Below are 15,343 nucleotides of genomic sequence, written 5' to 3' on the forward strand. Positions count from 1 at the left end.
ACTGGGCATGAAGGTCCTGTACCACCACCGGACCGCCTCGAAGGATGGCCAGGCGGTTCACATCGAGGAAATGATCGAGGCCCTGCGCAACGAAGGGCACGAGGTGCGCGTGGTGGCGCCTGGGTCAGGCGAGCCAGCCGCAGGGCCTGGGGGTGGTCAGGGTCAGATGGGTGGCGACATGGGATGGGTGCACAAACTCAAGGCCCTCCTGCCGAAGGCTCTTTATGAGCTCATGGAACTGGCCTACAGCGCGGTGGCCTACCGCAAGCTCATGGCAGCGGCGCGCGAGTTCAAGCCCGATGTGATCTACGAACGCTACAACCTCTTTCTGCTAGCGGGTGTGATGGCCAAACGCCGCCTGGGCGTTCCGCTCCTGCTGGAGGTGAACGCGCCACTGGTGCTGGAGCGCTCCAGGCACAGTGGCGGACTGGCGCTCGCACGCCTGGCACGCTGGGCTGAACGCACCGCCTGGTGTGGCGCCGACTTCGTCCTGCCGGTCACCAACGTGCTGGCCGATCACGTGCGTGCCTGCGGTGTGCCCGAGGCGCGCATCCGCATCGTTCCCAACGGCATCAACCTGGCGCACTTCGCGCAGGCCCCCACACAAGACGAAGCCAAGGCGCGGCTGGGCCTGCAAGGCCGGCTGGTGCTGGGCTTCACTGGCTTCGTGCGCGACTGGCATGGTGTGGATCGCGTGATTCGCTGGATGGGCACACCGGATGCACCGGCGCTGGCCCATCTGCTGGTGGTGGGAGACGGACCGGTGCGTGGAGAGCTGGAGACGCTGGCGGCCTCGCTCGGCATCTCGCAGAGGGTCACCTTCACCGGGGTGATCGACCGGCACCTCGTGCCCGAACATGTCGCGGCTTTCGACGTGGCCCTTCAACCCGCCGTGACCGCCTACGCCTCTCCGCTCAAGCTCATGGAGTACCTTGTTCTCGGCAAGGCCATCGTGGCGCCCGGCACGCCCAATCTGCGGGAAGTTCTCACCCATGATCTGAACGCGCTGTTGTTCGACGAAGCCGATCTCGGCGGGATGGAGCAGGCCCTCACGCTGTTGAGCGCGCGAGCCGATCTTCGTGCCCGGTTGGCCGAGGGATCTCGGCAGACGGTGGATCGGCTGAATCTGACCTGGCGCGGCAATGCCCAGCGCGTCGCGGCACTGGTGAGGAGCGCCGCGTGAAGGTGCTGCTGTTTTCGTCGCTGTTTCCGAGCTCGGTGCGTCCCACCCATGGAATCTTTGTCGAGACGCGCTTGCGTGAACTGCTCAAGACCGGTCGGATTGAAGCCCGCGTGGTGGCGCCCGTACCCTGGTTTCCTTCAGGCGCGAAGCGGTTTGGCGAATACGCCCAATTTGCGCGAACACCGACGCATGAGCAGCGCAATGGCCTGGAGGTGTTCCATCCGCGATACCTGTTGCTGCCGAAGGTGGGCATGACGCTCGCCCCCCTGGCGATGGCGCTGGGTGCCCGCGCGACGCTGAACCGCTTGCGCGAACAAGGGTTCGATTTTGACCTGATCGACGCGCACTACTACTACCCGGATGGCGTTGCCGCCAGCCTGTTGGCCAGATGGTTCGACCGGCCATTCGTGGTCACAGCGCGTGGTACCGATCTCAATCTGATCCCGCAACACACGCTGCCGCGCCAAATGATCTTGCGCACTGCGCAGCAAGCCGCCGGTTCGATTGGTGTCTGTCAGGCCTTGATGGACACCCTGAAGGACCTTGGTGCGCAAGAGAACAAGCTGCACACCTTTCGCAACGGCGTGGACCTGGAGCGCTTTCGGCCCGAGCCGATGGCCGAAGCGAGGCAGAACCTGGGTCTGGAGGCCAAACGCACGTATCTTCTCTCGGTGGGCCACCTGATTGAGCGCAAGGGTCACCATATCGCCATCGAGGCCCTGGCCTTGTTGCCGGAGGCCAGGCTGCTGATCGTTGGCGAAGGCCCGGAAAAAAAAGCCCTTGGCCTTCTGGCCCAGCGCCTCAAGGTGGAGGACCGCGTGACCTTTGTCGGGCAGGTAGCGCAGCCCGAGTTGCGTTGGTGGTACAGCGCGTCGGACGCCGTGGTGTTGTGCTCCAGCCGGGAAGGTTGGGCGAACGTTCTTCTCGAATCCATGGCATGCGGAACGCCGGTTGTCGCCACCAGCATCTGGGGAACGCCCGAAATCGTGAAGGACGACGCGGCGGGTGCCCTCATGAAAGAACGCACGGCGGCGAGTCTGTGCGAGGCATGGAATGTCGTGGCCTCCAGGCGCCTGGATCGCCGGGACACCCGGCGTTACGCCGAGCAGTTTTCGTGGGAAGCGACCACCTGGAAGCAGATCGCGCTGTTCGAAAAAACATTGCGCGAGCGCGCGAGTTGATGGAGCGCGCAGGATGAGCAAGGCAGGGCGGAAGTGGCTTTCAATTGCTCTACAGTCCGCGATGTTCCTGGCGGTGGCGGCGCTCGTCTGGTGGCCAGAGCACAGCCACTATCAGATCCCTGAACAAACGTTGTCCTCGGCCGCTGTGGACACCCTGTTGGTCTCGCCGTCTGCGCAGGTGCTCGATCGCCTTGCGAAGGTCGACCTGATGCACATCGATCCCAGGGATAAAGGCGACCAGGCGATCGCCGACATGATCCTGCAGGGCCGGATCGACGTGCCTCTGATCACCCATGGAGAGGCCACGCTGCAGGGCTGGCCACAGGACCTGGAGGCTCCCTCGGCCGTAGACGGCCTGGTGCTCGTCAGTCTTGAGCTGGAGGACCGGATGCTGCGGCAATACGAGGCCACCAGCGACGCTCGCTACCTGCAGTGGGCCCAGCGCCGGCTACTGGATTTTCTCAACTACGAGGCGAACCTGTACGGGCCGGTTGGATACATCTGGAACGACCATGCCGTCGCTGCGCGGGTCTCGGTGTTGACGCGCTTCTGGATGATCCTGCGCAAAGACCCAGCGGCTCCTCCCGAGCTGAAAGCGCGGGTGCTGCGATCGGTGATGCGCCATGGAGAGTTTTTGGCCAAGAAGAGCCATTTCACGGTGCAGACCAACCACGGTGTGATGCAGAACATTGCGCTTCTTCAGGTGGCGCTTGGCTTTCCAGCCTTGCCATCGTCGGATGCCTGGAAGACACTTGCGCTGACGCGGCTGAAGACCCAGCTGGCCTTTTATGTCTCGCCCGAAGGTGTCATTCTTGAGCACTCGCCGGGGTATCACCTGTTCGGTACCGCCTTGATGCAGCACATCGTGGATCTGCACGAGATCATGGGCCCCGGGGTGCCGGCGGCATTGCAGGCCCAGTACGAGGGTGTCTTGCGTTACCTGGGCCAGGTGATGCGCCCCGATTGCAGCTTGCCACGGGTCGGCAACACGTCCGGTGGCACGCTTTCCGTCAGCAATGTGAGGGGGCCGTTCTGTGGGCGGGCGCCGCCGCCGTCTGGATCCTCGGCTCCCTATCGACACACGTTCCCGATTGCGGGCTATGCACTCTGGGGCCAGAACGCGGAGAAGACCGCTTGGCAGACTTTCGTCGCATGGTCTCATCACCTGAACCACCCACACAAACATGCCGACGAAACCAGCCTCGTGTATTGGAGGGATGGCATTGAATGGATCACGGCGGTGGGTTACTGGCCCTACGATTCGAACGGCTATCGGGCCGCCAATGGCTGGAAAGGCTCGAACGCGCCGCACGGGATTCGCGAGATAGCGTCCAGCGAGCGTTCGACCGAATTGGTTTATTCAGGAAGCGCAGAGGGTGTGGAGGTGGTGGACACCCGGACGTTGCGTGGCAACGGAATGCAAGTCCGAAGGCAGGCGATCCAGCTCGATGCCGACCGACTGCTGGTGGTGGACCATGTGGCTGGCAGCCGGGAGCCGGTGGAAACCATCTGGACCATGGACCACGCGCTGTCTCTGCGCAAGGAAAACGATGGCGAGTACGTGGTGGTTCACGATAAATCGGGGGATCGCATGGAAGTGGCCTTTGCCAGCATGCTGGGCGCGCCGCTTGCAATCGAGGTCGTCAAGGGGCAAATGGACCCCTTCGCGGGCTGGACCGTGGTGGATGCCAAGCCGGTGGAGACTCACAGCATCCGGTACGAACGGAGTGAACCGGAAAGCGCCACCGCGCATGTGTTCGATCTGAAGCGTGCCGGGGCAGTGGGCGCGACCCGGATCGAGCGAGTCGATTTCAAAGGCCCCGAGCGCTGGCACCTGACCATCTCGACAGGAGGACAGGTGCTCGACGTGAGCCGCGATGGCCCTTCGCTGATGCTGGATTCCTCCAAAGGCACCCAGCGCATCCCCCTGATGGAGGTGTCGACCGCATCGCAGGCCCACCCCGCCCTGGACACCGCCATGCGAGACGCCTTGACGGAGTTTCCTCGCTGGAAAGACCATCGCTACTACCGCCTGCGAATGCTTGCCGTCCTCGGGGTGTTGTGGGCGGTAGCCCTGCTGGGAACTGTGGTGCTGGTGAGGTTCGGGGCCCGGTACCGGTACCTGGACGTCGCTTCCGTCGCCGTGTGGTCCTCGCTGGGGCTGTGGTTGTCGCTGGTTTATTTTCAGTGATTCGTTCGATACCAAGGCACTGACTTGAGAAGCATTTTTCTTTCGCTGGTCTATTTCGCGATTCTCTTCCTCGGCACCCAGGCGCCCCTGGTGTTTGTGCTCGGTTACGTCTGGGTGGACATCTTTGTGCCGCAGGTGCTGGCGTACTCCATCCTGCCGTCGATTCCCGTGTCGATGGTCATGGGGGTCTGTGTGGTGGGGTCGTTGTTCTTCATGCCCAGGGACCAGTTCATCAAGCTGCGCGCCATCACCTTGCTGACATTCGTCCTCGCTGTCTGGATGACGGCGACCCTGCTGTGGGCTGAAGTGCCCTATGAGGCGCATCGAAAGTGGGACTGGGCTGTCAAAAGTGTGGCGTTTTCCTGCCTGATCCCCTTTTTCCTTCGCCAGCGCGTGGATCTGGAAGCCTTTCTGTGGACCATCGTCATCTCTGGCATCGCGCACTGCCTGCCATTTGGTGTCAAGGTCTTGATATCGGGTGGCGGATACGGAAAACCCCTGGGCCTGGTGCAGGTGAACCACGGTTATGGCGAAGGCAGCACACTGGCGATGTTCGCCATCAGCCTCATTCCGCTGTGTCTGTACCTCTACAGATGGCAGACCCTGATCGACAACAAAAAGCTGGCCCGGGTGATGCTTTCGGTCTTCATGGTGATGGCTTTTCTCACCTCACTGGGCACTTACGCCCGCACAGGCCTGATCAGCATGGGTGTGTTGGGCGTCCTGCTCATTCTGAACAGCAAGAACGTTTTCCGAAACTTTGTCTTCGTGGCGCTTGCCGGCGTGCTCGCGCTCATCATCTCCAGTGACCAGTGGATGACGCGAATGTCCACCATCGGAGATGGAACGGAAGGCTCTGCGATGGGGCGCGTAGCGGTGTGGCTGTGGACACTCGAATACATCAGCACCAACCCCTGGGGGGGCAGTTTCGAGTCCTACATGATCAACGAGACGTCTCTGGTGCTGGCCGATGGCTCCACGCTGGCCGTGGACTCCAAGGCGTTTCACAGCATCTATTTCGAGATCCTTGGCGAAACGGGCATTCCGGGGCTGCTGCTGTTCCTGACGATCACTTTCCTGACCTTCAGAAGCTATGTGGCCTTTGCCCGACCGCAAGGCAAGGAGTCCGATGGCTGGCGCGGCGATCTGGGGATGCGGCTCAAACACACCTTGCTGATCTATCTGGCCGGTGGCGCCTTCATCGGCATCGGCTTTCAGGCCTACTTCTACTATCTGGCCGCGCTCGGCGTCGCGTTGATCAACCTGAGGCTCAGGCCCGATGCTGAAACATAACATTTCCTCACTGACGGGGCTCCGTGGACTCGCCGCCTGGTGGGTGGTGTTCTATCACTTTCGGGAGGCGATGGGCGCTGGTGGCGGACATCCGTGGCTCGATACCCTGTTCGGCCATGGCTATCTCGCGGTAGACCTCTTTTTCGTTCTTAGCGGGTTCGTCATTGCCTATAACTACGCGCATTTTTTCACGCACCTGAACTGGTCCGATGTTCGGTCGTTCTACGCCAAACGCATCGCGCGCATCTATCCGCTGCACATTTTCCTGCTCGTCCTTTTCCTGCTCAACCCCATTGCGCTCCACCTTTTCTCGGTTTCCGGTGAATTGGGGTCCCGCTACGATCCCGCGTACTTTCTCCTGTCGGTTTTTCTGGTTCAGAACTGGGGCTTTGCGCAGGAACTGGCATGGAACATCCCCGCCTGGTCCATCAGCACCGAGCTGGCCGCCTACTTGATGTTTCCACTGGTCGTGTTCGTCCTGAAGAGACTTTCGGTGCCGCTGCTTCTGCTGGGTTACACCTCGTTCCTCGCAGCGCTCTATCTCATCTTTCACGCCAATGGCCTGGAGTCCCTCGGGCACGAAATTGCGCGACTCGGCCTGTACCGCTGTGCGCTTCAGTTCTTCATGGGCGCGGTGTTGGGGCTGCTGTGGATGAAGTATTTCGAAGCGAGAAGCACGATCTCGAGAGGCGCCTTGCTTGTCGCGGTGGCTCTGATCGCAACCCAGTGGATGTCGGGGTGGTTGTCGAATCTCTTGTTCGTTCCCCTGACGTTCACCTGCACCATTTTGTATCTGCTGAACGAACGATCCTTGGGTTCCATGGCCCTCAGCCGTCCGGTGCTGGTTTATCTGGGCGAGATTTCGTACTCCACCTACCTGGTTCACTATTTCGTGAAGGACTGGGTGAAATTCCTGTCTGCCGAGTTCGGTCTCCTCCAGTTCTTCGTGTATGGTTTTGCCGTCCTGGTGGCGTCGATGGTTCTGTATCGCTACGTCGAAGTGCCGTTCAGGGGGCGCACCTTCCAGTTGCTGCAGTTCGGAAAACAGTGAATTCCTCATGCTCAACGCACTCTCCATCATCTTCAGTTGCCTCCTGCTGCTGTACATCTGCTGGCAGGTCGTGCGTTTGAACAAGAAGGGCCGGAAGAAATGACATCCACGCCTTCGGCTCTGCCCAGAGTGCTGATGGTGGCGTTTCATTTCCCGCCCCAGGCTGGAAGCAGCGGGATTCTGCGCACGCTGAACTTCGTGAAGTACCTGCCTCAGTCCGGGTGGCGTCCCAGTGTGTTGACCGCGCATCCTCGGGCCTACGAGGAACGCAGCGACAACCTGCTGCGCAATATCCCTCCCGATACCCAGGTGTCTCGCGCTTTTGCGCTCGACGCAGCGCGCCACCTGTCTCTGGCGGGCAAGTACCCGAGGTGGTTTGCGCTGCCAGACCGATGGTCATCCTGGTGGCTTGGCGGCGTGGTGCAAGGCTGGGGGCTCGTCCGGACCCTTAAGCCCTCTGTCGTCTGGAGCACCTACCCCATCGCCACGGCTCACTGGATCGGTGGCACGCTGGCACGATGGAGTGGCCTGCCTTGGGTGGCCGATTTTCGCGACCCCATGGTTTCGGCAGGCGCTCCCTCGGATCCCCGGCAGAGAAGGGCCTTCGAACGCATCGAAGCCCATGCCATGCGACACGCCGCCGCCTGTGTGTTCACCACGGCGCGGGCTGCAGCAGAGTACGGCCGCAGGTACCCGGACGCAGCAGGCAGGTGCCATGTCATCGAGAACGGGTACGACGACGCGGCTTTCGATGGCTTGCAACCCGAGCGATTTGGCACGCCGCCGGACAAGCTGCTCATGTTGCACAGTGGCCTGATCTATCCACGCGACCGGGACCCTTCCACTTTCTTCGCCGCCATTCGTTCCTTGATCAATCGGGGCACGCTGGCGGCGGACAAGCTTTGCATCCGATTCCGTGCACCTCAACATGCGGATGAAGTGCGCGCCTGCGCCCGCGCGCATGGACTGGAAGACGCGTTGGAGATCGCGCCGCCGGTGGCCTACGGGCAAGCGCTGGCTGAAATGATGGCCGCCGATCTGCTGCTGGTCTTTCAAGGCAGCCACTTCAACGCCCAGATTCCGGCCAAGATCTACGAATACCTGCGTGCCGGCCGCAGCCTGATGGCGGTGGTCGATCCCGCTGGCGACACGGCGGCGCAGCTTAGGCAGTTCGAAGGCGTGTACGTGGTCGACATGGGCGCGGCGCAGACGATCGACGAAGCGCTGACGCGATGGCACGCGGACAAAGACGCTGCGCCGGCCGTGGAAGCCCGACGAAACAACCTGCGCCTGGTCGAGAAGTACTCCAGGTCTGCACAGGCTGCTGTGCTCGCGCGCATCCTGGACCAGGTGGCGCCTGCCAGAACCCATTGACACTTCCCCGTGCATTCACCCTTCCCGGCATCTGATCGTTTCACTCACGAGCCATTCATCATGAAGCAAGACATCTTCCGGATTCCCGATTTCGCGTGCCGTCACTGTGGCAAGCCTGTTTCGCAAAGCTTTGCCGACCTGGGGATGACCCCGTTGTGCCAGACGCAGATTCCGCCTGATCGGTTCAACGCACCCGAGAAGTACTTTCCTCTGCAGGCCTACGTCTGCACGAACTGCTGGCTGGTGCAGTTGCGCGACTGTATTTCTTCCGGGGACGTGTTCACCAGCGACTACCCTTACTTCTCGTCCTTTTCTCCCAGCTGGCTTGCCCACGCCAAGGCCTACGTGGACACGATGGTCGAGCGCCTGCAGCTCACGCCGCAGAGCCTGGTGATGGAGCTCGCCAGCAACGATGGCTACCTGCTGCGGCACTTCGGGCCGCATGGCGTGCCAGTGGTCGGGGTGGAGCCATCGGGCAGCGTGGCCAAGGCCGCCCGGGCCTTGGGGATTCGAACGGAGGAATGTTTTTTTGGGCGAGCGACAGCGCAGGAAATGCTGGGCAAGTACGGCCCGGCCGACCTGATCGCCGGCAACAACGTGTTGGCCCACGTGCCGGACATCAACGACTTCGTTGGCGGGGTCAAGGTCTCGCTGAAACCGCACGGCACGGTCACCTTCGAGTTCCCCCATCTGCTCAACCTGATTCAGCAGAATCAGTTCGACACCATCTACCACGAGCACTTCTCCTACCTGTCGCTGCACGCCGTGCAAGCGGTCTTTGCCACTGCAGGCCTGGAGGTCTACGACGTCGAGAAGCTCAGCACCCATGGTGGATCGCTTCGCGTGTTCGGACAGCATGCCGGTGCAGCCCAGGCGCGCACCGCACGGGTCGATGCGTTGCTCGATGAGGAACGAGAGGCCGGGTTCCTGAAGGTGGAAACCTACACCGCCTTTGCCCAGCAGGCGCAGGCCACCAAGCGCGACATCCTGAGTTTTCTCATCGAAGCGCGGCGCCAGGGCAAGCGGGTGGGAGGATACGGTGCCCCCGGCAAGGGCAACACCTTGCTCAATTACTGTGGCATCGGCACCGATCTGATCGAATTCACGGTGGATGCCAACCCAGCCAAGCAAAACACGTTTGCACCCGGCAGCCGCATTCCGATCTATGCACCCGACCACATCCGTGAGGCCAGGCCGGACTTTCTCTTCATCCTGCCGTGGAACCTGAAGGAGGAAATCATGGCGCAAACGGCCTACATTCAAGAATGGGGTGGCCAGTGGGTCACGCCGATCCCGAACCCGAAGGTCTGGTCAAAACCCGCTGTGCGCAACTGAATCAACAGGAGGTCGAACATGAAAGTGGTGCTGTTCTGCGGGGGCATGGGAACCCGGATGCGCGAGTATTCGGAAACGATTCCGAAACCCCTGGTCTCGGTGGGTCACCGGCCGATCATCTGGCACCTCATGCGCCACTTTGCGCATTTTGGCCACACTGAATTCATCCTCTGCCTGGGCTACAAGGGCGAGCTGATCCGGGAATACTTCCTGAACTACAACCCGCTGATGAGCGAGGACAGCAGCCTCGTCAAGGGCAAGGCAAGCCTGCATGCGAGTGGCACCGACGTGCCCGACTGGACCATCCATTTCGTGGACACCGGACTTCGCCGCAACATTGGGGGCCGCTTGCTGGCCGTCAAGCACCTGCTCAAGGACGACGACGTTTTCCTGGCCAACTACTCGGACCAGCTCTGCGACATCGACCTGAATCAATATATTTCGCAGGCGCGTCAGCGCGACAAGATCGCCAGCTTCGTGGCCGTTCGTCCGCCTGGCAGCTACCACAGCATCACCTCCGACGCAGACGGCACCGTAAGCTACATCGGCCCGTGGGCAGACTCGGAGCTCTGGATCAACGGTGGCTACATGGTGCTCAAGAAAGAAGTCTTCGATCACATGAAGCCGGGTGAAGAACTGGTGGAGCAGCCCTTTCAGCGCCTGATCGAAAAGAAGCAGCTCTACACGCACCGCCACACCGGCTTCTGGAAGGCGATGGACACCTACAAGGACAAGATGTCCTTCGACGACGACTACGAAAGCGGGAACCGGCCCTGGGAAGTGTGGCGTTAGCGGGCGCCCAGCCAGAGCAGCACCGCACTGCCGGCCAGACCCAGCACGCCGGCACCCAGGAAGATCGCCTTCCCGCCAACGCGGCTGGTGCGCCACGTGTAGTCGGAGGCAAGCAGCAGGAGGGTGAGATAGACCAGGGCCGCCACGGCGCCCCATGAAAGTTGGTCTCCTTGAATCAGCAGGTTCATGGTGCGTTCTTCGCGGGGTTGCGCAGGATGATGGTCTCGCCGGCGACTGTGCGCACGCCTTCGGGGATGTCGAAGGCATAGCGCGCGTCGACCTCGATGACGCAGGTGCTGCCGAACAGCATGCGGCCCATGCGCTCGCCCTTGGGCAGTTCGGCCCCCACAGGGTGAAAGAATTCGATGCGGCGAGAAAGGTAGCTGGTGACGAAGCGGATGCGGGCCAGGCCGAACTCGGTCTGCGCTTCCATGTAGCGTTGCTTGGGCGAGCGCTTGCCCCTCAGAAAATAGTACGGCTCATCGCGCAGCGGATCTGAGCGGTCGCTTTCCAGGATGTCGCCGTGCTCCACATAGCCCGTGACTGTCCCGGCAAAGGGCATGCGGCCCACATGCACGTCCCAGACATTGAGCGAGATGACCAGAAAGTTGCGTCCATCGCGCGTGAGCTTGGCCAGCACGGTGCCGTCGACCGGGGCGATCCAGTCCTTTCCCGGTGGAATCTTTCGGTCCGGGTCTCGCATGAAGAAGTTCAGGAAGCCGGGATCGGGTGATCCGTCCTCCACCCATTTCCAGAGCTGGGGCACCGGCCAGCGCTTCATGGGTGGCAGAAACGGTGCGACCAGGCGTGACGGGAAGGGAAAACGGCGGGCGTAGTCCAGCAGCACGGCCACACAGGTGGCCACGATGAGGATTTGCAGGGCCAGGGTCCAGCTCATGGGCGGATCTCGAATGACGGGTTAGGGCCTGTTCGCACTGTTTTTCCAAGTGCGAATGGGGTGGAAACAGCGCCAATCGAGGCGCGCGACGACGGCCAGACTGGGTGTCTGGCCTAGGAGTGCAATGACGAGTGGCGCTGTTTCCACCCCATTCCCTTCGGGTTGCGGCCAAAACGGCCATGCGCGGCGTTGCGAAGCCTTGCCGGGGGGCAACCCCGGCTGCGTTTCGCGCCTTGCGCATGGCCTTTTTGATCCGCAACGCATCTTGGAAAAACAGTGTGAACAGGCCCTAGAAGGGAAGGCGTTGCGCCACGCTGGTTCGCAGGAAGCGACCAAAATGCACGATGCCAGGCAGTGGATCGGAGACCCGGAAGTGGGCATCGGTCTTCACGCTGTTCAGCATCGGATCGTCGCGCGGCGGTGCCATCTGGCGGGAGTACCGGGAGGCGGGGAAGTCTATCCAGCTGCAACGGTCGCCGTAGGCCGGTTCGGTGGGAATTGGCTGGCCGCGCATGCTCAGGTGTGCCGCGTACAACCAGTCGGAACCGTTGAGCGCGGCCACCTCGTGCTGGTAGTCGGTGCGGTAGACCGTGGGCTCGATGAGGTAGTAGCGGCCATCGCGCGAGTCGCGTTTGTATTCGATGCCGATCAACCCGCGAAAACCCATGCTGGCCAGAAAGTCCCGGCTGATGCGCGTCACGGCCTCATGGCTTTCAGGTGCGGCCATGCAGGCCGCCGTACCGCCCACGGCGGGAGGCCAGCACAGCGTCTTGCGGCCGACGAAGCTTCGCAGCAACTGGCCGGCCTGGTCGATGTAGAGCAGGTTGAAATAGATGTCGATGTCCGCTCCTTCGATCCATTCCTGCACCACCAGGGGAATCTTCAAGGGCAGCATCTGCTCCAGGAGTGCCAGCAGTTTCTGGCGATCGTCGATGCGGTAGGCCTTCTGGAACTGCCGCGAGTACGCCTCGTTGCGTTCGGCGGGCTTGAGCACGCAGGGCAATTGAAGCGCATCAAGCGCGGGAAGGTCGCTGGGCGAAAGCACGGTCACCGTCTTCGGCACGGGCGCGCCATGCTGAAGCGCGAGTGCATCGCAGCTGCTTTTGCTGAGCAACTGCTCGGCGAGGGCCGGGTCGTGAAAATAGGTCAGGAACTGCGCCTGCCATGGCGCAGGGTCTGCGGCAATGCGCATCACGTCGAACTCTTCCGTGAGGAAGAGCGTCGCCTGCCGGGCTGGGAGCCCCAACGAGGCGGCGATGGAGGCAGGATCAGAGTTCTCCGGCACCACCAGGTGCCTGCTCACGTGACGCGAGTAGGCGGCGACACCGCTGGATGCGTGGGACACGATGGCGCACCGCAGGCCGTGAGCGCCCAGTGCCCTGACGACGCCCAGCGCGTTGAGGCCGTTGCCAAGAACCACCGCATCAATTCTGGCCATGCAGCACCATCTTGCGAGCGTGAAAGGCCTCTGCAAAGCCGGACGCAGATCGGCACTCCACGCCTCGGATCTGCATGAGGCCCTCGAACACCGGCTCTGTGAACCAGCTCTTGGAGCGCTGGGAGCCGAAGTGCTTCATCAAGTGCCCCACCTTGCGGCGGGCCGACGCGGCAGACAGGGGCATGTAGACGTTGGGCTGGCCCAGGTCACCCTCGTATTTTGGAATCTCGTACTCCAGAATCCACTGGTCGCGCCAGGTCTGCCAGGTCATCTCGCCGATCAGGCGGTGGTCCTGGTGGCGGTCTTCCATGCGGTGGGTGAGCACCACGTCGGCAGTGAAGGCGTCGCGAATGCCGGCCAGGAAGGCCTTGGCTTCGCTGTAGTGGGATGGCAGGTGACCGTCGGGAAAATGGCCGAGCTCGATTTTTCTGACCGAAGCGCCGAGCAAGGAACGCACGCTCTTGCGCGCCTCGGCAGCGCGTTCGCCAGCCGCGCTCATCACCACCCAGCAGATCTCCAGGCAAGGGTACTGGCGGCGCCATTCCAGCAGGGTGCCCGCGCAGCCGATCTCGATGTCGTCACTGTGGGCACCCAGACAAAGGACCCGGGGCGTGTCCGAGGCAAATCTCAGCGGCATCATGCCCGGCCACCCATCCAGCGCAGCCGCGCAAAGTAGCCCAGGCCGCCAGCCAGGTCGTGCAGGAATTCCTTGCGCTCCCAGTTGCACATCCTGAGCAGGTAGCGGTGCGCGAATCGCCGGTCCTCCAGGGGCACGGGTGCTTGTTGCACGGCGCGCCACCAGCCGCGGTAGAGGCGCCAGGTGGGGAACAGTGCGCGTGAAGACATCACGGGATAGTGGTGCTTGATGTCGTCCTCGGGGCTCATCAGGCTGGTCGAGGTGGCGGGGTCCATGCGCCTGAGGAAGATGGCCTCTGGCGCGATTCTGAACTGGCCTTGCAAGGCCAGGCAACTCACCATGACGATGTCCGCCTTGAGGTAGTGGTCGATGGCCGGACGCTTGTAGCGCAGCGCCTGGGTGCGAATCAGGCCATTCATGGCGTTGTTGAGCTTGAGGGTTTCCACCAGGCGCTTGAAGCGCGCTGCGGGTGTCGTGTCGCGAATCTCGATGTCCTGCGTGTAGGGCGTCACTTCCTTTGAGTCCGAGGTGAAGAGCTGCGTTTTCGGTGCAGCCAGAACCACCTCGGGATGCCGATCGAGCAGATCCACGCTGGCCTGAAGGAAGCTGGACGAGCACAGGTCGCTGCACGTGCTCCATTTGAAATATTCGCCCTCTGCGGCGTCAACCACGGCACTGAAATTGCCGTTGGCACCCAGATTCACCGGCTGCTGGATCAGGCGGATGCGAGCGTCACGCTGCTGGAAGGCCTTGACGATCTCGACGCCGTGGTCGGTGGACGCGTTGTCCGAGACGATGATCTCGAAATCGGTGAAGCTCTGCGCGAGCAGGCTTTCCATGGTCTCGGCGATGGTGAGCGCCCCGTTGTAGATGGGCATGCCGATGCTGACGCGTGGCTTGGACATGTGTGCTTCGCCGCAGTCGGGGGACATCAGGTCCAGTACAGGTCTTCGTCGATCTGGCGCGTCTTTTGCAGGTATTGCAATTGCTTGAGGCGGGTGAACGAACGCCAGGCGTGGGTTTCTTCGGTGAAGTCGATGCGCTTGAAGAGGTCGGCGAGCTCCTGGGCGCCCGCGCGCGCCGTCCATTTGGCGGCGAAGCCTGGCAGCCGGCTGGCGATCTTGTCGAACGACACGCGATAGCTTCGGTTGTCGGCGCTCGGTGGGCCGGCGGTGACTTCACAGCCCGGAAAGGCCTCAGCCACCAGCGCAGCGATTTCGCGCACGCGGTAGTTTTCCGAGTTGGCGCCGACGTTGAAGGTTTCGCCATTGATGCTGGATTCGGGCGCTTCCACCGCACAGATCATGGCCTGGCAGATGTCTTCGATGTGCACGATGGGGCGCCACGGGCTGCCGTCGCTGATCATGGCGATCTTGCGCCGGGTGTGGGCCAGCGCAGACAGGTCGTTGAGCACGATGTCGAAACGCATGCGAGGCGAGGGGCCGTAGGCGGTGGCGTTGCGCAGGAACACGACGCTGAAGTCGGGCGACGCCATCTTGCGCACGTCGTTCTCCACGTTCACCTTGCAGTGGGCGTAAGCCGTCTGGGGATTGACCTGGGCGTTCTCGTCCAGAAACTCGCCAGTGCCCGCACCGTACACGCTGCACGACGAGGCGTAAACGAAGCGCTTCACGCCCGCTTGCCTTGCGCATTCCGCGATGCGCACCGAACCCTGATGATTGATCTTGTAGGTGATTTCAGGCCGGTTCTGCCCCAGAGGATCGTTGGAGAGTTCGGCCAGGTGGATCACGGCGTCGAAACCCTCGAAATCCGCCGGCGTTACCTGCCGCAAGTCCTTGAAGAGGGTGCGCGGCGCCATGGGCATGCCCTTGGGGTCGATGTACAAGGTGCCGTCTTTGTACAGGCCGGTGTCCAGACCGGTGACCTGATGGCCCCGAGCCATGAGCAGGGGCCCCAGGCGCGTGCCGATGTAGCCTTCAGTGCCCGTGACGAGTATCTGCATGTGCGTT

At 62.2% G+C, this 15,343-nt stretch carries 14 protein-coding genes; 8 read left to right on the top strand and 6 right to left on the bottom strand.

The window, feature by feature from the left end:
* Positions 1-7: 7 nt before the first annotated feature.
* From AB7F11_RS09060 to AB7F11_RS09095, 8 genes are all read left to right on the top strand, one after another.
* On the top strand, positions 8-1,183 hold the full coding sequence (locus AB7F11_RS09060) for a glycosyltransferase family 4 protein (RefSeq protein WP_428290363.1): 1,176 nt from the start codon (positions 8-10) through the stop codon (positions 1,181-1,183).
* Positions 1,180-2,364 carry a glycosyltransferase family 4 protein gene (locus AB7F11_RS09065; RefSeq protein ID WP_428290362.1) on the top strand — a complete coding sequence of 395 codons (1,185 nt, stop codon included), beginning with the start codon at positions 1,180-1,182 and terminating at the stop codon, positions 2,362-2,364. Before AB7F11_RS09060 ends, AB7F11_RS09065 begins: the two co-directional genes overlap by 4 nt.
* A 61-nt stretch (positions 2,365-2,425) precedes the next feature.
* Positions 2,426-4,555, top strand: coding sequence for a heparinase II/III family protein (locus tag AB7F11_RS09070; RefSeq protein ID WP_428290361.1), 2,130 nt, complete (start codon positions 2,426-2,428; stop codon positions 4,553-4,555).
* Between the two features lie 24 nt (positions 4,556-4,579).
* A complete protein-coding gene (locus AB7F11_RS09075; RefSeq protein ID WP_428290360.1) occupies positions 4,580-5,848 on the top strand; it encodes a putative O-glycosylation ligase, exosortase A system-associated in 1,269 nt (422 codons plus the stop codon).
* Positions 5,835-6,899: an acyltransferase family protein gene (locus AB7F11_RS09080; protein ID WP_428290359.1), complete on the top strand. Its 1,065-nt coding sequence runs from the start codon at positions 5,835-5,837 to the stop codon at positions 6,897-6,899. The genes AB7F11_RS09075 and AB7F11_RS09080 overlap by 14 nt, the downstream gene beginning before the upstream one ends.
* Before the next feature lie 99 nt (positions 6,900-6,998).
* On the top strand, positions 6,999-8,273 hold the full coding sequence (locus tag AB7F11_RS09085; protein ID WP_428290358.1) for a glycosyltransferase: 1,275 nt from the start codon (positions 6,999-7,001) through the stop codon (positions 8,271-8,273).
* Between the two features lie 60 nt (positions 8,274-8,333).
* Positions 8,334-9,608: a methyltransferase domain-containing protein gene (locus AB7F11_RS09090; protein ID WP_428290357.1), complete on the top strand. Its 1,275-nt coding sequence runs from the start codon at positions 8,334-8,336 to the stop codon at positions 9,606-9,608.
* 18 nt (positions 9,609-9,626) lie between these two features.
* The gene (locus AB7F11_RS09095) at positions 9,627-10,400 is read left to right on the top strand and encodes a sugar phosphate nucleotidyltransferase (protein WP_428290356.1); all 774 of its coding nucleotides are present in this window, start codon (positions 9,627-9,629) and stop codon (positions 10,398-10,400) included.
* Here AB7F11_RS09095 and AB7F11_RS09100 read toward each other — a convergent pair.
* The 6 genes from AB7F11_RS09100 to AB7F11_RS09125 form a co-directional block, all read right to left on the bottom strand.
* A complete protein-coding gene (locus AB7F11_RS09100) occupies positions 10,397-10,588 on the bottom strand; it encodes a hypothetical protein (protein ID WP_428290355.1) in 192 nt (63 codons plus the stop codon). The genes AB7F11_RS09095 and AB7F11_RS09100 overlap by 4 nt on opposite strands.
* Complete coding sequence (locus AB7F11_RS09105; protein WP_428290354.1) at positions 10,585-11,298, bottom strand: phosphatidylserine decarboxylase; 714 nt, start codon at positions 11,296-11,298, stop codon at positions 10,585-10,587. Before AB7F11_RS09105 ends, AB7F11_RS09100 begins: the two co-directional genes overlap by 4 nt.
* Before the next feature lie 289 nt (positions 11,299-11,587).
* A complete protein-coding gene (locus AB7F11_RS09110) occupies positions 11,588-12,736 on the bottom strand; it encodes a hypothetical protein (protein ID WP_428290353.1) in 1,149 nt (382 codons plus the stop codon).
* Positions 12,723-13,376: a PIG-L deacetylase family protein gene (locus AB7F11_RS09115; protein ID WP_428290352.1), complete on the bottom strand. Its 654-nt coding sequence runs from the start codon at positions 13,374-13,376 to the stop codon at positions 12,723-12,725. Before AB7F11_RS09115 ends, AB7F11_RS09110 begins: the two co-directional genes overlap by 14 nt.
* Positions 13,373-14,278: a glycosyltransferase family 2 protein gene (locus AB7F11_RS09120; protein WP_428290351.1), complete on the bottom strand. Its 906-nt coding sequence runs from the start codon at positions 14,276-14,278 to the stop codon at positions 13,373-13,375. Before AB7F11_RS09120 ends, AB7F11_RS09115 begins: the two co-directional genes overlap by 4 nt.
* Positions 14,279-14,304: 26 nt before the next feature.
* Positions 14,305-15,336 (bottom strand): NAD-dependent epimerase/dehydratase family protein, encoded by a 1,032-nt coding sequence (locus tag AB7F11_RS09125; RefSeq protein WP_428290350.1) that lies wholly within the window; start codon positions 15,334-15,336, stop codon positions 14,305-14,307.
* Positions 15,337-15,343: the final 7 nt, after the last annotated feature.

Origin of the sequence: Hydrogenophaga sp. (assembly GCF_050250835.1) — a bacterium.
Lineage (GTDB): Bacteria > Pseudomonadota > Gammaproteobacteria > Burkholderiales > Burkholderiaceae_C > Hydrogenophaga.